This window comes from Dactylosporangium sp. NPDC006015 (assembly GCF_040614215.1).
Taxonomy (GTDB): domain Bacteria; phylum Actinomycetota; class Actinomycetes; order Mycobacteriales; family Micromonosporaceae; genus Dactylosporangium; species Dactylosporangium maewongense.
The window spans coordinates 42670-61238 of the sequence record NZ_JBEXUD010000058.1; the positions used below are offsets into that span (position 1 = coordinate 42670).

Genomic DNA, 18569 nt, shown 5'->3' on the forward strand with positions numbered 1-18569 from the left:
CCTTACTGGATGGTGAAGCCCTGTTCCTTGCCGTACTTCACCGACGAGTCCTGCCAGGCCTTGAGGCCGTTCTGCAGGGTGACGCCGCCGCCGAGGTACGCCTTGCCGGCGGTGTCGTTGAAGACGCTGTTGGCGTAGACCTGGAACGGCAGGTAGGTCCAGCCGGGCACGACCTGGCCGGCGGCCTGGGCGAGGACCTCGTTGACCTTCTGCCCGCCGAAGTACGCGAACTCCTTGTTCTTGAACGCCGCCGCGTCCAGCTGTGCGGTGGTGGCGGGGAAGGCGCCGTTGTCGGCCCGGGACTGCGCGCCGTCGCCGACCGTGGCGTACCTGCTGAACGCGTAGGCGAGGGTCTTGTTGCCGCCGGCGGCGGGCAGCGCGAGGGAGCTGCCGCCGTTCTCCGCCGTGGCCTTCCCGCCGGCCTCCCACTGCGGCATCGGCGCGACCCGCCACTTGCCGGCGGCGGCCTTCACCCCCGACTCCAGGTTCGCGGGCATCCACGCGCCGATGACGAGCGAGGCGATGGTGCCGTCGCCGAGGCCCTTGTACCAGGCGTCGCTCCAGCCGTTCACCGGCGACAGCAGCTTGCCGTCGATGAGCTTCTGCCACATGGCGGTGAACTTCTGCGTGCCCGGGTCGGCGAAGTTCACGCCGACCTTCGTGCCGTCCACTGTGTACGGTCTGCCGCCGGCCTGCCAGATCATGCTGGTGGTGAAGCCGGCGTCGCCGGTGTCGCTGGTGATGTACACACTCGGGTCGGCGGCGTGCAGCTTCTGGGCGGCGGCGACGTACTCGTCCCAGGTGGCGGGGACCGCGACGCCGTGCTTGTCGAAGACCTCCTTGTTGTAGAACAGCGCCATCGGGCCGGAGTCCATCGGCAGCCCGTACGCGGCGGCCCCGGCGTGCACGGAGCTCCACGGGCCGGGCGTGAACGTGCTCTGCAGCGCGCCGAAACCGTAGGGGTTGAGGTCGGTCAGCGACTTCGCGAGGGCGAACTGCGGCAGCGCGTAGTACTCGACCTGCGCGACGTCGGGGACGCCGGAGCCGGCCTTGATGGCGTTCTGCAGCGCCGTGTACTGGTCGTTGCCGGTGCCCGCGTTGACCAGGTTGACCTTCACCTTCGGGTACTTCGTCTGGAAGTCGGCGACGACCTTCTTCAGCGTCGGCTCCCAGGCCCAGACGGTGAGCTCGCCGCCCTTGTCGAGGGCGGCCGTGAGGTCGGCGTCGGACACGTTCCCCTGGGCCTTCTCAGAGGTGTCGTCGCCGGTACAGCCGGAGATGAGCAGCGACGCGGTCAGCGACGCTGCGCCGAGCAGGAGTGTGCGGCGGGATGCCGGCATGGCGGATTCCCTTCTCATTGGGGTGGGGTGTCATTCCTTGACGCCCCCGGCGTTGAGGCCCGACTGCCAGAACCGTTGCAGCAGCAGGAACGCGGCGATGAGCGGCACGATCGTGAGCAGCGAGCCGGTGATGACGAGGTTGAAGACGGCCTCGCCGCCGGCGGTCGTCGCCTGCTGGTTCCAGGACTTGAGCCCGAGGGTGAGCGGATACCAGTCAGGGTCTTTCAGCATGATCAGCGGCAGGAAGTAGTTGTTCCAGGTCGCGACGACGTTGAACAGCAGGACAGTGACGGCGCCGGGCGCCATGAGCGGGCACCCGATGGAGAAGAACGTGCGCAGCTCCCCCGCGCCGTCGACGCGCGCCGACTCGAGCAGCTCGTCGGGCACCGAGTCGCCGGCGAAGTTCCACATCAGGTACAGGCCGAACGGGGAGACCAGCGAGGGCACGATGATCGCCCAGGGGGTGTTGGTGAGGCCGAGCCCGGAGAACATCAGGAACGTCGGCACGGCGAGGGCGGTGCCCGGCACCGCGACGGCCCCGAGGACGACCGCGAACACGGCCCTGCGCCCGGGGAAGTCGAACTTCGCCAGCCCGTAGCCGGCCAGGGCCGCGAGCAGGGTCGCCCCACCCGCGCCGGCGACCACGTAGAGCAGCGTGTTGAGCAGCCAGCGGGTGAAGATGCCGCCGTCGTAGGTGAACGTGTCGGCGACGTTGCCGAGGAACGCGAAGTCGTCGGCGAACCACAGGCCGAACGAGCTGAGCAGCCCGTCCTGCGTCTTCGTCGCGTTGATGAGCAGCCACACCAGCGGGAGCAGGCTGTAGACGAGCATCAGGGAGCAGGCGGCGGTCAGCGTGACGCTGCGGCGGCGCCTCATGACGCCCTCCGCAGGCCGCGCAGCTGCACCAGGTAGGCGACGACCATCGTGATGACGCCCATGACGACGGCGATCGTGGCGGAGTAGTTGTACTGCTGCCCGGAGAACGACAGCGAGTAGGCGTACAGGTTGGGCGTGTAGAACGTGCTGATCGAGTTGGGCGCCAGGGTCTTGAGGATGCTCGGCTCGTTGAACAGCTGGAAGCTGCCGATGATCGAGAAGATGGTCGCGATGAGCAGCGGCCCGCGCAGCGCGGGCAGTTTGATCACCCGCACGATCCGGATCTGCCCGGCGCCGTCGATCTCCGCGGCCTCGTACAGCGACGGGTTCACCACCCGCAGCGCCGAGTACAGGATCAGCATGTTGTAGCCGACGAACTCCCAGGTCACGATGTTGCCGATGGACGCGAGGACGACGTCGGGCGAGAGCAGGTCGGGCAGGGTCACGTGCAGGGCCCGTTCGAGGTTGCCGACCAGGCCGAAGCGGTCGCCGTACATGAAGCCCCACATGAGCGCGGCGACGACCGCCGGCACCGCGTAGGGCAGGAACACCGAGATCCGGAAGAACGCGGCGCCGTGCAGCCGGCCGCTGTCGATGGCGAGCGCGAGCAGCAGCGCCAGGAACAGCATCACCGGCACCTGGACGGCGAGGAACAGCGCCACCCGGCCGAACGAGGACCAGAACTGCGGGTCGCTGAGCGCCTTGGCGTAGTTGCCGGCGCCGGCGAACGTGGTGCCGCCGATCAACTTGGTGTCGAACAGGCTCAGGTAGACGCCGTAGCCGATCGGGGCGAGGAACACGAGCGCGAAGACCGCCAGGAACGGGGCCGTGAACAGCCAGCCGACCCGCGCCACGATGACCTCCTCTACGTCGGTGTTTACGTAAACATCGCGCACCGCGGTGAACGATGTTTACGTAAACGTGAGTGCCGGTATAGTGGCACCCCTCACCAGGACCGTCAAGGAGCAAGCGATGGACGTCGACGCGATCCGCCCGGCCGCCGGCGTGCAGCGCGGCGGCTCGGACGTGCCCGGCGGCCGCCGCAAGCAGCGCGTCTCGATGGCCGACGTGGCCGCCCTCGCCGGCGTGTCGTCGCAGACCGTCTCGCGCGTCTCCAACGGCCACCCGGGCGTCATCGAGGCGACCCGCGAGCAGGTCCTCGCCGCGATGCGGGAGCTCGGCTACCGACCCAACAGCGCGGCCCGCTCGCTGCGCTACGGGCAGTTCAACACCCTCGGCGTCATCCTGTTCGGGCTCTCCTCGACCGGCAACAGCCGCACCGTCGAGGCGATCGCCACCCACGCCGCCGCCGAGGGCTACGCCATCACGCTGATCCCCGTCGACATGCCGACCCAGGACAACGTGCTGGGCGCGTTCACGCGCATGGGCGAGCTCGCCGTCGACGGCGTCATCGTCATCCTCGAGATCCATCTGCTCGACGCCAGCACCGTCTCCCTGCCGCCCGGCGTCCACGTGGTCGTGGTCGACTCCGACGCCGGCGACCTCTACCCGGTCGTGGACACCGACCAGGCCGACGGCGCCCGCCAGGCCGTCCGGCACCTGCTCGATCTGGGCCACCGCACCGTCTGGCACGTCGCCGGCCCGGCCGAGTCCTTCGCCAGTGACCGCCGCGCGAAGGCGTGGCGCGCCGAGCTGGAGGCGGCCGGCCGCCCCGTGCCGCCGGTCGAGCGCGGCGACTGGTCCGCCGAGTCCGGCTACCGGGCCGGCCTGCGGCTCGCCGCCCGCCCCGACTGCACCGCCGTGTTCGCCGCCAACGACCAGATGGCCCTCGGCGTCCTGCGCGCCCTGCACGAGCGCGGCCGCCCGGTCCCCGCGCACGTCAGCGTCGTCGGCTTCGACGACATCGCCGACGCGTCGTCCTACTTGCCGCCGCTGACCACCGTGCACCAGGACTTCGCCGAGGTCGGCCGCCGCTGCGTCCAGGCTCTGCTCCGCCAGCTCCGCAACGAGCCCGCCGACCCCGGCACCGACCTCGTCCCCACCCGCATCGTCCTTCGCGCCAGCACCGCCCCGCCGCCGGACATCGGCCGTTGACGGGCTGACCGAACGGCTGTAGGTCGCGGGGTCGGCCCGCCCGTAGGGTCGCTTGCTGTGACTGTTGAGGTAGTTCGGCCGGCGCGGCTGGCGCGGCCCGCACAGGTGACCGTGGCGTTCTGGTTGCAGCTGGCCGCCGCGGCGGTGTTGCTGACCGTGGTGGGGATGGTCGTCGCGTACGCGGTGCACTACGACGCGGAGATCTCGCGGGCGGCCGGGATGGTGCCGGGCGTGGACCCGCGGGAGGTCGACACCGAGCGCACCGGAAACCTGTTCTCCGCGCTGTTCGTGGGGGTGCCCGCCCTGGTCCTGGCGCTGTGGCTCGGGATCACGGCGCTGCCGGTGCTGCGCGGCAGCAACGTCGCCCGGATCTTCGTCTTCGTCGCCGCCGCCGGCCAGTTGCTGCTGATCACGCTGCAGATGTGCGGCGGACTCCTGATGCTGCCGCTGCTCGCCACCGCCGACTGGGACTCCGACGTGGTCGTCGACGACGGGGCGTCGTGGGACTCGCCGGAGGCGTCGCAGTTCCAGTCGATCCTCTGGGACCGCGTCGAGGACTTCTCCGACCTCGCGTTCCTGGGCGGCGCCCTCGGCCTGTTCCTCGTCGTGACGCTCAGCGTGGCGGTCGTCCTGCTGCTCGCGCTGCCGCCGGCGCACCGGTACTTCGTGCCGCGGGCCGCCGCGCCGGTGCCGCCCGCGTGGCCGGCCTACCCCGGCCCGTACTTCATCTGCCCGGACCCGTCGGCGCACGTCGCACCGGCACCGGCGCACGTCGTGCCGGCGCCGCAGACGCCGCAGGATCAGCCCACGGCAACGGAACCGCCGGCGCCAGTCGTACAGACGCCGCAACCGCCACAGGAGTAGCCGGGGCGTCAGGAGTTGGCGGCGCGGGCGGCCAGCAGCGCGGGAAGGTGCTCGGCACTCCAGGCCCGCACCGCCTCGATGAGCGTCAGCAGCGTGCGGCCGAGATCGGTCAGCGCATATTCAACGCGCGGTGGATTTTCCGCGTACGCGGTGCGCACCACGAGCCCGTCGCGCTCCATCGCCCGCAGCGTCTCCGTGAGCACCTTCGGCGTCACGGCGCGCAGCGGGACCCGCAGCTCGGTGAAGCGGCGCGGGCCGTGCTCCAGGCACAGCACCACCATCGCCGTCCACTTGTCGCCGATCTGGAACGGCAGCGCGCCGGACGGGCACACCGGGTCGAACATCCGCGGGTCCAGGTCCATCCCGGTATGTTTGCAGTAACCGGTGCCGGCGCGGCTACCGTCCGGCCCATGAGTGGCATCGTCATCTTCGGAGCGGGCGGCAGGGCGGGGCGGGCGGTCACCGCCGAGGCGCTCGCCCGCGGCCATCAGGTCACCGCGGTGGTCCGCGACCCGTCCAGGCACCCGGACATCGCGGCAGAAGGCGTGCGTGTGGTGCGGGGCGACGTGCGCGACGGGGCGGCGACGGCGTCGATCGCGCGCGGGCACACGGCGGTGGTCAGCGCGGTCACCCCGGCGTCGGGCCCCGAGGCGCTCGCCGCGCTCGGCCCGCTCGACGCCCGGTTCTTCGCCGACGCCGCCGACGCGCTCCTGCACGGCCTGCCGCTGGCCGGGGTGCGGCGGGCCGTGCCGATCGGCCTGTTCGCGAACCTGCTCGGCGCCGACGGGCGGCCGGTCCACGACGATCCCGCGGCGTTCCCGGCGCACCTGCGGCCGTTCGCACTGTCGCACGCCGCGGGGCTGGATCGCTGGCGTACGGCCGGCGAAGACGTCGACTGGCTGATGCTGACGCCACCCGCGGGGCTGGACCCGGCAGGCCCACGGCGGGGGCGGTACCGGATCGGCGGCGAGACCCTGCCCGCGTCGGGACTGTCGTACGCGGACCTGGCGGTCGCCGTGCTCGACGAGATCGAGACGCCGACGATGCACCGCCGCCGGGTGTCGGTCTTCGAATAGGGCGTCGAGGTCGCACTCGGCGTGCAGGCAGTGCTCCCACTCCTCGTTGAGCGCCACCGACAGGCAGTCGTGCACGGCGAAGGCGCGCGGCGGCGGCCGGCCCGGCGCCCGCACGGGCACGGTGTCGGCGGCGAGGGACGCGTCGGCCAGGCCGTCGACCAGAGTGCGGACGGTCGCCATGCGGTCGTGGCGCAGTTCGAGGACCTCGTCCAGCGACGGCCGTGCCGTGCGGTCCCGCGGCACGCCCGGCGTGTCGGGCATCATGTCCCACGGCAGCGACAGCTCAACGAGGCCGACAGCCCGCGGGTGAAGCGGGTCATCGGCATCTTCGCGTTCGACGAGGGCAGCGACGGCGTCACCGACCTGTCGGCGCCGCTGCCGGAGTTCTACGCGCAGACGTTCATCACCGGCATGGACGTCTACATCCCGGCCCGCGGGCACACCGGCGTCGCCGCCGTCGAACGCGGCACCGGCACCGTCCTGCCGATCCCGGCCTGACCGTCAACCGGCCACCGCAGCACGGTCAACCTGTGAGGCGACCGCCGCCTCGCCCAGCTTCACCAGCAGCTGGTCGGCCGTGAAGGGCTTCTCCAGGAACGCGATGTCCCCGTCCAGCACGTGGGTCGTGCCGAGCAGGCCGTTGCTGTACCCGGACATGTACAGCACCGGCAGGCCCGGCCGGCGCTCGTGCAGGCACTCGGCGAGGCGGCGGCCGGACATGCCGGGCATGATGACGTCGGTGAGCAGGATGTCGCACGCGCGCTGGGCGTCCACCGCGAGGGCCTCCTCGCCGTTCGCGCACGCCACGACGCGGTAGCCCGCGTTGCCCAGGATGCGGGTGACGACCCGGGCCAGCGCCGGCTCGTCCTCCACGACGAGGACGGTGCGGCCACCGCCGTGCGGCGGGGTGGCGGCGCGGGCCGGCCTGCCCGGCGCCGGTCCGGCCGATGTGACCAGCGGCAGGTAGACGCGGAACGTGGTGCCTACACCGGCCTCGGTGTACAGGTTGATGCTGCCGCCCGCCTCGGCGAGGATGCCATACACCGTGGCCAGCCCCAGGCCGGTGCCCTGCCCGCGCGGCTTTGTCGTGTAGAACGGCTCGAAGACGTGCGCGGCGACCTCCGGGGACATGCCCTCGCCGGTGTCGCTGACGAGCAGCCGGGCGTAGTGGCCGGGCGCCGGCTGCGGCTGCACGGCGAGCTCGTCGCCGGTCAGGTCGGCGGTGTTGGCCTCGATCACCAGCGTGCCGCCGTCGGGCATCGCGTCGCGGGCGTTGAGCGCCAGGTTGAGCAGCACCTGCTGGAGCTGGCCGGGGTCGGCGCGCACGGTCAGCGGCTGCGCCGACGGCACGGTGATGAGCGTGATGTGCTCGCCGATCGTGCGCTCCAGCATGGTCTGGACCTCGGCGACGGCGGTGTTGACGTCGACGTCCTGCGGCTGGATCGCGTCGCCGCGGGTGAACGTCAGCAGCTGGCGGGTCAGGTTGATCGCGCGGTCCGCGGCGGTGCGCACGTGGGCGAGGTCCGCCTGGACGGTCGCGTCGACCTTGCCGCCCTGCATGGCGAAGTCGGTGTAGTTGACGATGATCGCGAGCAGGTTGTTGAAGTCGTGCGCGACGCCGCCGGCGAGCTTGCCGAGGCTCTCCATCCGCTGCGCCTGATGGGTGCGCTCCTGCATGGCGCGCTGCCGCTCCGCGGCCTCCTTCGCCGCGGCGATGTCGCGGGCGACCACGGAGATGCCGATGACGGTCCCGGCGCCGTCCTGGATCGGGGCGACGGTGAACGCGACCTCCAGCGGCGAGCCGTCCTTGTGCACCCGCTGCGCCTCGTAGGACAGGCTCCGCTCGCCGGCGCGGATGCGGTCCATGAGCCGCGCCTGCTCGTCCGTGCTCTCGCCGTCGGTCACGATCAGCGCGTGCCGGCCGATCGCCTCGGCGGCGGTGTAGCCGAAGAGCCGCTCCGCGCCGCTGTTCCAGGCCGTGATGGTGCCGTCGGGGTCGGCGCCGATGATGGCGTCGGCGGTGTGTTCGACGACGGCGGCGAGGGTCGCCCGGTGGTTCTCGGCGCTGGCCCGCGCGGCCCGTTCGCGCGCACCGGCGGCGTCGAGACGGTGCTGCCGCCACGGGTCGACGTACATGGCGCCTTTGTCGAGCAGCACGCCGTATCCGCGCCGGAGCGTCCAGTAGTAGACGCCGACACCGGCGGTGAGCACGTCCCACAGCGCCGCCGTCCAGGACGCCGGATGACCGGCACCCGTCGCCAGGCCGCGCGCGGCCGTCAGCGCGTGCAGCCCGTGCCCGACGGCGCAGCTGAAGAAGATCAGCGCGGTCGCCACGGCGAGCTTGTTGGTGCGCAGCTGACCGGCCCTGGCGACCGGGACGACGATCGCGACCATGATGGCGGCGTAGGCCAGCATGATCACGACGTTGCCGAGCAGGTACAGCTCCTCCGGCATGCCTGCCATATCGGCAGCCTGGATACGCCGGTTAGGCGTCCGTGCGGGCACGTCGTTCGACGCGGAACCGGTGGCGGCGCCGACGGACAGTCCGGGCGGGCCGCCGGCCACGATCCCGTCCTGGCGACGGCGTTCATCTGGTGACCGCGCCGGTCGACCGCCGTCGGCCCGTTCGCCCCGCGGATCGCCGAGCGCCTCGCCATCGCCGCAGGGCGGCTACGCGGTGCGGACGAAGATCCCCGCGCGGGCGGCCGCGGCGGCTGCGGCGGCCGCCCGGTCGGCGGCGGCCACGTCGACCGGGTCACCGCTGGCCAGCAGCCGGTAGTACAGCGGCGCCGAGACCGCGCGGACCACCTCGTGCGCGTCAGTGCCCTCCGGGAGCTCGCCACGCCGGACGGCGAGCTCCACGCAGGACGCCCACTCGCGGATACGGGTGTCGTAGAAGCCGTGCAGCGCCGCGGCGGTCCGCGGGTCCGAGGTGGCCGCGGCGATGACTGCCTTGAAGAGCGGCCCCTGCCGCGGATCGCTCAGCGTCCGCTGGACCAGCCTGGCGTTGGCGCGCAGGTCGCCGTCGAGCGAGCCGGTGTCCGAGCGGGGCAGCGACTGTTCCGCCATGTCCAGCAGCAGGTCGGCGACGAGCCCGGTGACGGTCCCCCAGCGGCGGTACACGGTCGTCTTCCCCACCTCTGCCCGGCGGGCCACGTCGGCGAGGTCGAGGCCGGCCAGGCCGTGCTCGGCGAGGGCGTCGCCGGCGGCGCGCAGCACCGCGCCCCGCACCCTGGCGGTGCGCCCGCCGGGTCGCGTGTTGCTCGTCATAACGGTGCTCCAGTTCCGTTTAGCCGGTGCCGGTGCTAGCGTAACGGAAGCGTTAACGGAACTACAGACCCGTTAGGAGTGCGATCATGGAGTACCGCCGGCTGGGTGCGTCGGGGTTGCAGGTGCCCGCGCTGAGCTTCGGGGCCGGGACCTTCGGCGGCAGCGGGCCACTCTTCGGCGCGTGGGGCAGCACCGGCGCCCGCGAGGCCCGCCGGCTCGTCGACATCTGCCTCGACGCCGGCGTCTCGATGTTCGACACCGCCGACGTCTACTCCGACGGCGCCTCGGAGGAGGTGCTCGGGCAGGCCGTGAAGGGCCGCCGCGACCGCGTCCTGCTGTCGACGAAGACCAGCCTGCCGACCGGCGACGGCCCCGGCGACGCCGGCTCGTCGCGGTCCCGGCTGATCCGCGCCTGCGACGCGGCGCTGCGCCGCCTCGGCACGGACCACATCGACCTGTTCCAGCTGCACGCGTTCGATGCCGGCACACCGGTGGAGGAGGTGCTCTCGACGCTGGACGGCCTGGTCCGCGCGGGCAAGGTTCGCTACCTCGGTGTCTCCAACTTCGCCGGCTGGCAGATCATGAAGTCCCTCGCGGCCGCCGACCGGCACGGCTACCCGCGCTACGTCGCCCACCAGGTCTACTACTCGCTGGTCGGCCGGGACTACGAGTGGGACCTGCTCCCGCTCGCTCTCGACCAGGGCCTCGGCGCCGTCGTGTGGAGCCCGCTCGGCTGGGGCCGGCTCACCGGCCGGATCCGCCGGGGCACCCCGCCGCCGGCCGGCAGCCGCCTGCACGAGACGGCCGGCTTCGGCCCGCCCGTCGACGACGAGCACCTCTACACCGTGGTCGACGCGCTCGACGAGGTCGCCGCCGAAACCGGCCGGGCCGTGCCGCAGATCGCCATCAACTGGCTGCTGCACCGCCCGACCGTCGCGTCCGTCGTCGTCGGCGCCCGCGACGAGACCCAGCTCCGCCAGAACCTGGGCGCCGTGGGCTGGTCGCTCACGCCGGAGCAGCTGGCCCGCCTCGACGCGGCCAGCGCCCGCACCGCGCCGTACCCGCACTTCCCGTACCAGCGTCAGGAAGCCTTCGCCCGGCTCAACCCCGCACCGGTCTGACCGTGCATGGGGACGGGGACGGGGTGGGTAAGAGAGCCGGCATGACGGTCTACGGGTTGCACAACTCGCACGAGCAGATCCACCCGTCCGCGCTGCTGGCCGCGGTGCGGCGGGCGGAGGCCGCCGGGTTCGGCGCGGCCATGTGCTCCGACCACTTCTCGCCGTGGAGCGCCCGGCAGGGGCAGTCGGCGTTCGCGTGGTCGTGGCTCGGCGCGGCGCTGCAGGCGACGTCGCTGCCGTTCGGGATCGTCAACGCGCCCGGCCAGCGGTACCACCCGGCGATCATCGCGCAGGCGATCGGGACACTCGCGGCGATGTACCCGGGAAGGTTCTGGGCGGCGCTCGGCACCGGCGAGGCCAGCAACGAGCACATCACCGGCGACGGCTGGCCGCGCAAGGACGTCCGCGCCGCGCGGCTGCGGGAGTGCGTCGACGTCATCCGGGCGCTGCTCGCCGGCGAGGAGGTCAGCCACGACGGGCTCGTCACCGTGGACCGGGCGCGGCTGTGGACGCGCCCCGACGAGCCGGTCAGGCTGGTCGGCGCGGCCGTCAGCGTGGAGACCGCCGGCTGGGCCGGGGCGTGGGCCGACGGCCTGATCACCGTGAACCAGCCGGTCGAGCACCTGCGCCGCATGATCGACGCGTACCGGGCCGCGGGCGGGCGCGGTGACCTCTGCCTCCAGGTGCACCTGAGCTGGGCGCCGACGGACGAGGAGGCCCTGGCCGTCGCGCACGAGCAGTGGCGCAGCAACGTCTTCGCGCCGCCCGTCTGCTGGGACCTGGAGACCGCCGGGCACTTCGACGCGGTGTCCGAGCACGTGACCCCGGAGCAGGTCGCCGGCACCGTGCACGTCGGCGCCGACCTGGGCCGGCACGCCGAGATCCTGCACCGGTACGCCGAGCTCGGCTTCGACCAGATCTACCTGCACCACGTCGGGCAGCGGCAGGACGAGTTCATCGACGCGTTCGGTGCGAAGGTCCTGCCACAACTGCGGTAGAAAGTCCGAAGGTCGGGGCGGCGCGCTCCGATAACCGGGTGTGTGGTCCGTCCTGCGGCGGGCCGGGCGGGCGATGTCGCGCGCCGGGGCCCTCGCCAGCCTCGTCGCGGTCCTCACCGCGGCGATGGCGGTCAGCGCCGGGGTGGTGCTGGACCGCGCGCAGCACCGGGCGATGACGCAGGCCCTGGACCGCAAGGTCGGCTCGGTCGCGGCGGCCGTCGTCCACGAGACCGGCCGCTACGTCGACACCCTGCGCACCGTGGCGGCCGCGACCGGCGCGTTCGAGCCGCTGACCGCGGCGAAGTTCGCCCGGGCCGTCGACCCGCTGCGGCACATGGGGCTGGCGGGCGCCACGTCGATCGCGTTCATGGTGCCCGCCGACGACGGCGAGATCGGCCGGGTGCAGGCGTTGTGGCGCGAGCGCGGGGTGCCGGGCCTGACGCTCACGCCGGTCGGGTCGGGGACCGGCCACATCTTCTCGATCTTCAGCGAGCCGTTCGACGGCTCCACCGCCGGCGGGCTGGGCGTCGACGTCACGCAGGCGGCGGCGCCGACGCGGGCCCTCGCCGAGGCCCGGCGGTCCGGCCGGATCACGGTGTCCGACACGTACCTGCTGATCCGCGACCGGAACCTGCCGGAGCAGCAGCGGCAGCAGTCGTTCGTGCTGACGGCCCCGGTCTACGGCACGCCCGGCCCGCCTCCGGCGTCGGGCGCCGACGGGGAGCGGCCGTTCCTCGGCTGGGTGCTGATGGGGCTGCGGGGGCAGGACTTCATGACGGCCGCGGTGCGGCGCAGCGCCCAGAACAGCGCGGACGTGACGCTGTCGGCGCGCAACGCCGACGGCACCGAGGGCACCGTGGCCGCGGTCCGCGCCGAGTCCGACCGGCACCGGACCGACCACCGGACCGTCGACGTCGCGGTGGCGCAGGCGCGGTGGCGGCTGCGGATCAGCGTCGTCGCCGCGGACCTGCCGGGCGCGGGCCCGTTCCCGGCGGCGATGACGGCCGCGGGCCTCGGCCTCGGCGGCCTGCTGGCCCTGTTGACGTTCGTGCTCGGCACCGGGCGGGCCAGGGCGGACGCCCGGGTCGCGGCCGCGACTGCACGGCTGCGCCGCACCGAGGCGGACGCCCGCGACCACGCGGCCCTGCTCACCGCCGTGGTCGACAGCGTCAGCGACGGGGTCGGGGTGGTCGACGAGCACGGCCGGTTCCTGCTGCACAACCCGGCCGCCAAGGCGCTGCTCGGGGTGGAGGAGGACAGCCAGGACGGCGCGGACACGTGGCAGGCGCACTACGGGATCTTCCGGCCCGACGGCGCCACCCCGTTCCCCACCGGGGAGCTACCGCTCGCCCGGGCCCTGGCCGGGGAGGCCAGCGACCAGGTGCCGATGGTGATCCGCAACGGCGGCAACCCGGACGGGGTCGTCATCACCGTGTCGGCGCGGCCGCTGCACGGCAGCGCCGGCCGGCCGGGCGCGGTCGCGGTGTTCCACGACGTCACGGCGCGCGCCGCCGCGGACCGGGCGATCGCCGAGGCGCACACCGCGATGCGCGAGGAGCTGGCGCTGCGGGAGGCGGCGGAGGCCGGGCTGCGCGCCGCGCGGGACGAGCTCGCCACCGAGCGGGCATACCTGCGGCAGGTCCTCGACGCGCTGGACGTCACCGTCATCACCTGCGACGCCGACGGCATGCTGGTGCACACCAACCGCGCGGCGCGGGTCGCGATCCCGGGCCTCGACGCCGGCGCCGACGCCGGGTCCGGCGGGCCGCTGCCGGCGGTCGAGAGCAGCCGCCGGGTCAGGATGGCGCACCCGGACGGCACCCCGTTCGCCGAGCACGACCTGCCGCTGCTCGTGGCGCTGCACGGCCGGCGGGTCGACGGGGTCGAGGCGCACGTGACCCAGGCCGACGGGCACCAGCAGGTGGTGATGATGCACGCCCGGCCGCTGCGGGACCGGGAGGGGCAGATCATGGGGGCGGTCGCGTCGTCGTACACGATCACGGCGCTGCGGCAGCGGGAGGCCGAGCTGACCGCGTTCGCCGGCATCGTCGCCCACGACCTGCGCAGCCCGCTGACGGCGATCGGCGGGTTCACCGAGTTCGTCCGCGACTCGCTCGGCGACGGGCTGTGCGGGCAGGAGCACCGCGAGGAGCGGGCGGTGCTGGACCGGGCCCTGGCGACGACGGCCCGGATGCGCCGGCTCATCGACGACCTGCTCGGCTACGCCGCGGCCCGCGACGCCGTGCTGGACGCGCGGGACCTCGACCTGCGCGCCGTCGTCGACGACGTGGTCACCGAGCGGCTCGCGGCACAGGCCGCCGACCCGACCAGCCCGCCGCCGCAGATCTTCGTCGGCGCCATGCCGTCGGTGCACGCGGATCCGGCGCTGCTGCGGCAGCTGCTCGACAACCTGATCGGCAACGCGCTGAAGTACACGCCGCCGGGGCAACCCGCGCGGGTCGACGTCTGCGCGACGCCGCACGGCACCGGGTGGGTCCGGGTCGACGTCGCCGACCGCGGCATCGGCATCCCGGAGGGCGAGCACGACGCGATCTTCACCGGCTTCCACCGCGCGCACCGCACCGCGGACTACGCCGGCACCGGCCTCGGGCTCGCCATCTGCCAGCGGGTCGTGGAGCGGCACGGCGGCACGATCACCGCGAACGACAACCCGGGCGGCGGGGCCAGGCTGTCCTTCACGCTGCCCGTCGCGCAGTCCGCCCGCTTCACGGCGCGGTCCCGCGTCCCCTCGGACCAGACGTTCGGCTGAACCGAACCGCTCACGGCCGCTCACGGCCGGGCGGGCAGGCTGATGACGAAGCACGCGCCGGGGTGGGCGGGCTCGTAGGTGAGGTCGCCGTCGTGCGCCCGGGCCAGCTCGCGCACGATCCACAGGCCGAGGCCGACGGAATGGGGCGCGGCTCCCCCGCCGTACCGGCTGAACAACGCGCTCACGGCGTCCGGCGGCACCCCTGGTCCGTGGTCGCGGACGGCGATCGTCGTGGTCCCGCCGGACGCCGACGCGCTCACGCAGATCGGGGCGGCGCCGTGCCGCATGGCGTTGCCGATCAGGTTGACCAGCATCTGCTCGAGGCGGTCGGGGTCGGCGACCACCGTCAGGCCGGGCTCGACGTCGACGACGGCGTCCGCCTGCGGGGTGAGCAGGACCGCGTCCGCGACCGCCGCGCGCACCAGGACGGGGCGCAGGTCCAGCTTGAGCCTGCCGTCCTCGACCCGGCCGACGTCGAGCAGCCCGCTGGCCAGCCGCGCGATCCGGGCGACCTGGCGCAGCGCGGCGGCGGTCAGCCGGGCCCGGTGCTCCGGCGGCAGGCCCGCGTCCTCGTCGAGCAGCTCCAGGGCACCCTGCACGGCGGTCAGCGGCGACCGTACGTCGTGCGCCAGGGTCAGCATGAGCGACGCCCGCCACCGCTCGGCCGCGGCGACCTCGTCCTGGGCCCGCCGCCACTGCCGGACCCGCCCCGCGATGAGCACCGCGACGGCGGTCACGACCGGCACGAACACCACGGCGCTGCCGACGACCTCGGGCGGCTGGTGCGTGGCGATCAGCGGCGCGATGTAGGCGGCGGCGGTCAGCGGCGACAGCGCGTACGCGATCCAGGGCGGGTGGTGCAGCCCGACCCACGCGAAGAGCAGGACGAAGAACGGCCCGGTGCCGGCGGCGGTCCCGCCGAACGCCCACGTCGAGAACGCCAGCACCACCAGCCCCGCGAGCGCGAGCGCCACGGTCGCCCTCGGGTGCAGCCGCCGCCACGGCGCCCACCACGCGGCCGCCGCGATGCAGAAGTCGGCGACGGCGACGACGAGCAGGTCGCCGCCGCGGCTGTGCGGCTGGGCGACGCCGAGGACGGCGAGGACGCCGGCGAGCAGGAACAGGCCGGCGGCGGCACGGGCCGCTCCGGCGCTCCCGTCAAAACCGATGCTCCGCCACATTACGCAACGATTGTATTGCGCTACGCACCGTGCTCGTCCCGCATCAGTGCACGGCCAGCGCCTCCGGTTCGCCCACGGCGTCCAGGTCGTCGGCGGCCGCCGCCTCGCGGGGCAGGGTGAACACGAAGCGGGCACCGTCGCGGTACGTGTCGTCGAGGCGGATCTCGCCGCCGTGGAACTCGACCACCTTCTTGCACACCGCCAGCCCGATCCCCGTGCCGGTGTAGGTCTCCCGCGAGTGCAACCGCTGGAAGATGACGAAGATCTTGTCCGCGTACTTCGGGTCGATCCCGATGCCGTTGTCCTCGACGCTGAACTGCCACATGTCGCCGGCCTCGCCGACCGCCACCCGCACCACCGGGTCCCGGTCCGGGTGGCGGAACTTGATGGCGTTGCTGATGAGGTTCTGCCACAGCATCGTCAGCAGGGTCACGTCGCCCGGCACCGTCGGCAGCGGCGGCCGCTCTACCCGGGCGCCGCGGTCCGCGATCGCGCCCGCGAGGTTCGCCTCCGCCTGCGCGACCACGTCGTCGAGGTCGACGGAGCGGCTGTCGTCGTACACGCGGCCGATCCGCGAGAAGGTCAGCAGGTCCGTGATCAGCCGCTGCATCCGGGTCGCGCCGTCGACGGCGAAGGCGATGTACTGCCGGGCCTTGTCATCGAGCTGGTCGCTGTAGCGGCGCTGCAGCATCTGGCAGAACGAGGCGACCTTGCGCAGCGGCTCCTGCAGGTCGTGCGAGGCGACGTAGGCGAACTGCTCCAGGTCGGCGTTGGAGCGGTGCAGCTCGAGCTGCTGCTGCTCCAGCTTCGCCCGGGCCCGCTGGCTGTCCACGAGCGCGTCGACGACCCGCTGGCGCATCGTCTCGACGTCGCCGGTCAGCCTGGCCAGGTCCGCCGGACCGGCCGCGGCGAGCCGGTGGTCGAAGTCGCCGCCGGCGACCCGCCGCACGCCGGCGCTGAGCCTGTCGAGGGGCCGCAGCACCACCACGCGCAGCAGCACCGCGATCGCGACGATGAACAGCAGCAGGAACCCGATCATCCCGATGAACACGCCGTCACGCAGCCGGCGGGCCGCGTCGAGGTCCGCGCGGGCCTGGTCCCGGATGGCGGCGAGGTCCCTGTCGAGGGCCGCGACCCGGTCCCGGACCGCGTCGAAGGCGGCCTTGCCGGCGAGCACGGTGTCGACCGCGGCCGCCGGGTCGCTGCCGCGGCGGCGGGTCTCGATCGCCGGGTCCGCGACGGTGGTCCGCCACTCGCGGGCCTGCGCCTCGGCACGGTCGAGGTCGGCGAGGGCGACGGGCTCGCCGGCGAGCAACTGCCGGATGCGGGTCAGCAGGGTCCGCTCGCCGTCGACGCCCCGCGCGTACGGCTCCAGGAACCGCTCGTCGCCGCTGAGCAGGAAGCCGCGGACGCCGGTCTCCTGGTCGACGAGGGCTGCGGTCAGCTCGACGACCGCGGTGCGGGCCGGTGAGATCCGATCGCTGAGCCGGTTGGACACCCCCGCGGTGTGGCTCAGCACCCCCGCGCCGACGGCCGCGCCGCACACGACGAGCACCACCATCGCGATCAGCACCGACGCGAACCACCGGGTGCTGCTCCACCGGTCCCACACTCTGGTGGCCGGGTATCCGTCCGAGCCGATCACAGCAGCACGGTACGCGATCCGGTGCGGCGGCGCCTGTTCAGCGGCCCCGCGGGTCGTACGCCGACGCCTTCCCGAGCTCCTCGAACAGGTGACGCTCCCGCGTGCTCAGCGTCGCCGGCACCATGATCCGCACCTCGGCGTACAGGTCGCCGGGGCGGCCGCGCGGGTTGGGCAGCCCCTGCCCGCGCAGCCGCAGCCGCCGCCCGGACGACGTGCCGGCCGGCACGTCCACCCGCACCGGACCGCCGGGGGCGTCGAGCGGCACCCGCGCGCCGAGGGCCGCCTCCCACGGCGCGACCGGCAGGTCGAGCACCACGTCCCGGCCCTGGACCCGGAACCGGGGGTGCGGCGCGAGCGCGACGACGAGGTACAGGTCCCCGGGCGGGCCACCGGCGACGCCGGGGGCGCCCTGGCCCGCGAGCCGGATCCGCTGGCCGTCGACGACGCCGGCGGGGATGTTCACGTCGTAGCGGCGGGGGCGGCCGTCGGCGTCCGGCAGGGTCACCGTGCGGCGCCCGCCGCGGAACGCCTCCTCGACGCCGACCGTGATGCGCGCCTCGGTGTCGGCGCCCGTGCCGTACCGCCCGCCGAACATGCTGCTGAAAAGGTCGTCGATGTCGACGGTCTGCACCCCCCGCGGACGGGCCCGCTCCCGCCCGGCCTTGTCGTGGCGGGCGCGGCGCTCCGGGTCGGACAGCACGTGGTACGCCTCGTTGATCTCCTTGAAGCGGTCCTCGGCGCCGGGCTCCTTGTTGATGTCTGGGTGCTGCCGGCGGGCCAGGGTCCGGTACGCGCGCTGGATCTCCTCCGGTGTCGCGGTCCTGGCCACGCCGAGCACCTGGTACGGGTCGCGCCGCTCACTCACCGTCGGGCCCGTTCTCCCTGTCGCCCAGCAGCACCGGCGCGCTGACCGCGACGACCGCCGGCCGCAGGAGCCGCTCGCCGTCCCCGTACCCCGGCCGCAGCACCCGCACGACGGTCCCGGGCGGCGCGTCGCTGTCGCGCACGACCTCGGCCGCCTCGTGCCGCACCGGATCGAACGGCTCGCCGACCTCGCCGAACGACGCGAACCCGAAGCCGGCGAGCACGGCGAGGGCCTGCTCGCGGACGCCTTCCACACCTTCGACGATCGTGCGGGGGTCGGCGTCGCCGTGCCGCAGCGCCAGGTCGAGGTTGTCCAGGACGGGCAGCCACGCCGCGGAGATCGCGGTCCGCTCCTCCTGCCGCTGCCGCGCCGCCTGCCGCTCGGCCCACTTGCGGGTGTTCTCCACGTCCGCCGCGGCCCGCTGCCACCGTTCGGTGAGCTCCGCGACCTCGTGCTCCTGGGTCATGACCTGACCTCCGCCGCGCTCCGGCGCCGCCCTGACCTGGAG

General features: G+C 73.6%; 17 protein-coding genes. 7 read left to right on the forward strand and 10 right to left on the reverse strand.

Annotation, left to right across the window (positions count from 1 at the left end; all coding sequences use genetic code 11):
• Positions 1-2 precede the first annotated feature (2 nt).
• Genes ABZ321_RS51205 through ABZ321_RS51215 form a run of 3 tightly spaced genes read right to left on the reverse strand, consistent with a single transcriptional unit; the run spans position 3 to position 3112 of the window.
• Positions 3-1340 carry a sugar ABC transporter substrate-binding protein gene (locus tag ABZ321_RS51205; protein WP_344514363.1) on the reverse strand — a complete coding sequence of 446 codons (1338 nt, stop codon included), beginning with the start codon at positions 1338-1340 and terminating at the stop codon, positions 3-5.
• Between the two features lie 30 nt (positions 1341-1370).
• Positions 1371-2216: a carbohydrate ABC transporter permease gene (locus ABZ321_RS51210; protein WP_354903706.1), complete on the reverse strand. Its 846-nt coding sequence runs from the start codon at positions 2214-2216 to the stop codon at positions 1371-1373.
• Positions 2213-3112 carry a sugar ABC transporter permease gene (locus ABZ321_RS51215; protein ID WP_344514367.1) on the reverse strand — a complete coding sequence of 300 codons (900 nt, stop codon included), beginning with the start codon at positions 3110-3112 and terminating at the stop codon, positions 2213-2215. Before ABZ321_RS51215 ends, ABZ321_RS51210 begins: the two co-directional genes overlap by 4 nt.
• Positions 3113-3188: 76 nt before the next feature.
• Here ABZ321_RS51215 and ABZ321_RS51220 point away from each other — a divergent pair, with 76 nt between their 5' ends.
• Together ABZ321_RS51220 and ABZ321_RS51225 are read left to right on the forward strand one after the other, a co-directional pair.
• On the forward strand, positions 3189-4271 hold the full coding sequence (locus tag ABZ321_RS51220; protein ID WP_354903708.1) for a LacI family DNA-binding transcriptional regulator: 1083 nt from the start codon (positions 3189-3191) through the stop codon (positions 4269-4271).
• Positions 4272-4328: 57 nt separating this feature from the next.
• On the forward strand, positions 4329-5135 hold the full coding sequence (locus ABZ321_RS51225) for a hypothetical protein (RefSeq protein WP_354903709.1): 807 nt from the start codon (positions 4329-4331) through the stop codon (positions 5133-5135).
• 8 nt (positions 5136-5143) lie between these two features.
• On the opposite strand, the gene ABZ321_RS51230 is transcribed toward ABZ321_RS51225, so the two are convergent.
• The gene (locus ABZ321_RS51230; RefSeq protein WP_344514372.1) at positions 5144-5497 is read right to left on the reverse strand and encodes a helix-turn-helix domain-containing protein; all 354 of its coding nucleotides are present in this window, start codon (positions 5495-5497) and stop codon (positions 5144-5146) included.
• A gap of 48 nt (positions 5498-5545) precedes the next feature.
• Here ABZ321_RS51230 and ABZ321_RS51235 point away from each other — a divergent pair, with 48 nt between their 5' ends.
• Together ABZ321_RS51235 and ABZ321_RS51240 are read left to right on the forward strand one after the other, a co-directional pair.
• Complete coding sequence (locus ABZ321_RS51235) at positions 5546-6211, forward strand: NAD(P)H-binding protein (RefSeq protein WP_354903711.1); 666 nt, start codon at positions 5546-5548, stop codon at positions 6209-6211.
• A 186-nt stretch (positions 6212-6397) separates the two neighbouring features.
• Positions 6398-6709: a hypothetical protein gene (locus tag ABZ321_RS51240; RefSeq protein WP_354903712.1), complete on the forward strand. Its 312-nt coding sequence runs from the start codon at positions 6398-6400 to the stop codon at positions 6707-6709.
• A 3-nt stretch (positions 6710-6712) separates the two neighbouring features.
• On the opposite strand, the gene ABZ321_RS51245 is transcribed toward ABZ321_RS51240, so the two are convergent.
• Both ABZ321_RS51245 and ABZ321_RS51250 read right to left on the reverse strand, forming a co-directional pair.
• Positions 6713-8674: a PAS domain S-box protein gene (locus tag ABZ321_RS51245; protein ID WP_354903713.1), complete on the reverse strand. Its 1962-nt coding sequence runs from the start codon at positions 8672-8674 to the stop codon at positions 6713-6715.
• Positions 8675-8881: 207 nt separating this feature from the next.
• Entirely contained in the window at positions 8882-9481 is a 600-nt protein-coding gene (locus tag ABZ321_RS51250) for a TetR/AcrR family transcriptional regulator (RefSeq protein WP_354903715.1), read from the reverse strand.
• An 86-nt stretch (positions 9482-9567) separates the two neighbouring features.
• Between ABZ321_RS51250 and ABZ321_RS51255 the strand changes: the two genes are divergently transcribed.
• From ABZ321_RS51255 to ABZ321_RS51265, 3 genes are read left to right on the forward strand one after another with little or no spacing between them, the layout of a single operon-like run.
• On the forward strand, positions 9568-10602 hold the full coding sequence (locus tag ABZ321_RS51255; protein ID WP_354903716.1) for an aldo/keto reductase: 1035 nt from the start codon (positions 9568-9570) through the stop codon (positions 10600-10602).
• A 41-nt stretch (positions 10603-10643) separates the two neighbouring features.
• Positions 10644-11600 (forward strand): TIGR03885 family FMN-dependent LLM class oxidoreductase, encoded by a 957-nt coding sequence (locus tag ABZ321_RS51260; protein WP_354903718.1) that lies wholly within the window; start codon positions 10644-10646, stop codon positions 11598-11600.
• Positions 11601-11640: 40 nt separating this feature from the next.
• Positions 11641-14370, forward strand: a complete 2730-nt coding sequence (locus ABZ321_RS51265) for an ATP-binding protein (RefSeq protein WP_354903720.1) — start codon at positions 11641-11643, stop codon at positions 14368-14370.
• A gap of 20 nt (positions 14371-14390) precedes the next feature.
• Here the strand turns inward: ABZ321_RS51265 and ABZ321_RS51270 are convergent, their stop codons facing one another.
• Genes ABZ321_RS51270 through ABZ321_RS51285 form a run of 4 tightly spaced genes read right to left on the reverse strand, consistent with a single transcriptional unit; the run spans position 14391 to position 18527 of the window.
• Positions 14391-15551, reverse strand: a complete 1161-nt coding sequence (locus tag ABZ321_RS51270; protein WP_354903722.1) for an ATP-binding protein — start codon at positions 15549-15551, stop codon at positions 14391-14393.
• Between the two features lie 43 nt (positions 15552-15594).
• Positions 15595-17196 carry a CHASE3 domain-containing protein gene (locus tag ABZ321_RS51275; protein WP_344514390.1) on the reverse strand — a complete coding sequence of 534 codons (1602 nt, stop codon included), beginning with the start codon at positions 17194-17196 and terminating at the stop codon, positions 15595-15597.
• A 37-nt stretch (positions 17197-17233) separates the two neighbouring features.
• Positions 17234-18061 carry a J domain-containing protein gene (locus ABZ321_RS51280; RefSeq protein WP_354903723.1) on the reverse strand — a complete coding sequence of 276 codons (828 nt, stop codon included), beginning with the start codon at positions 18059-18061 and terminating at the stop codon, positions 17234-17236.
• Positions 18054-18527, reverse strand: a complete 474-nt coding sequence (locus tag ABZ321_RS51285; protein WP_344514394.1) for a nucleotide exchange factor GrpE — start codon at positions 18525-18527, stop codon at positions 18054-18056. The genes ABZ321_RS51280 and ABZ321_RS51285 overlap by 8 nt, the downstream gene beginning before the upstream one ends.
• Positions 18528-18569 lie beyond the last annotated feature (42 nt).

Excerpts from the sequence above, each read along its gene's own strand:
- ABZ321_RS51205 (WP_344514363.1), bottom strand. The coding sequence starts at position 1,340 with ATGCCGGCATCCCGCCGCACACTCCTGCTCGGCGCAGCGTCGCTGACC.
- ABZ321_RS51210 (WP_354903706.1), bottom strand. The coding sequence starts at position 2,216 with ATGAGGCGCCGCCGCAGCGTCACGCTGACCGCCGCCTGCTCCCTGATG.
- ABZ321_RS51220 (WP_354903708.1), top strand. The coding sequence starts at position 3,189 with ATGGACGTCGACGCGATCCGCCCGGCCGCCGGCGTGCAGCGCGGCGGC.
- ABZ321_RS51230 (WP_344514372.1), bottom strand. The coding sequence starts at position 5,497 with ATGGACCTGGACCCGCGGATGTTCGACCCGGTGTGCCCGTCCGGCGCG.
- ABZ321_RS51235 (WP_354903711.1), top strand. The coding sequence starts at position 5,546 with ATGAGTGGCATCGTCATCTTCGGAGCGGGCGGCAGGGCGGGGCGGGCG.
- ABZ321_RS51245 (WP_354903713.1), bottom strand. The coding sequence starts at position 8,674 with ATGGCAGGCATGCCGGAGGAGCTGTACCTGCTCGGCAACGTCGTGATC.
- ABZ321_RS51250 (WP_354903715.1), bottom strand. The coding sequence starts at position 9,481 with ATGACGAGCAACACGCGACCCGGCGGGCGCACCGCCAGGGTGCGGGGC.
- ABZ321_RS51255 (WP_354903716.1), top strand. The coding sequence starts at position 9,568 with ATGGAGTACCGCCGGCTGGGTGCGTCGGGGTTGCAGGTGCCCGCGCTG.
- ABZ321_RS51260 (WP_354903718.1), top strand. The coding sequence starts at position 10,644 with ATGACGGTCTACGGGTTGCACAACTCGCACGAGCAGATCCACCCGTCC.
- ABZ321_RS51270 (WP_354903722.1), bottom strand. The coding sequence starts at position 15,551 with ATGTGGCGGAGCATCGGTTTTGACGGGAGCGCCGGAGCGGCCCGTGCC.
- ABZ321_RS51285 (WP_344514394.1), bottom strand. The coding sequence starts at position 18,527 with ATGACCCAGGAGCACGAGGTCGCGGAGCTCACCGAACGGTGGCAGCGG.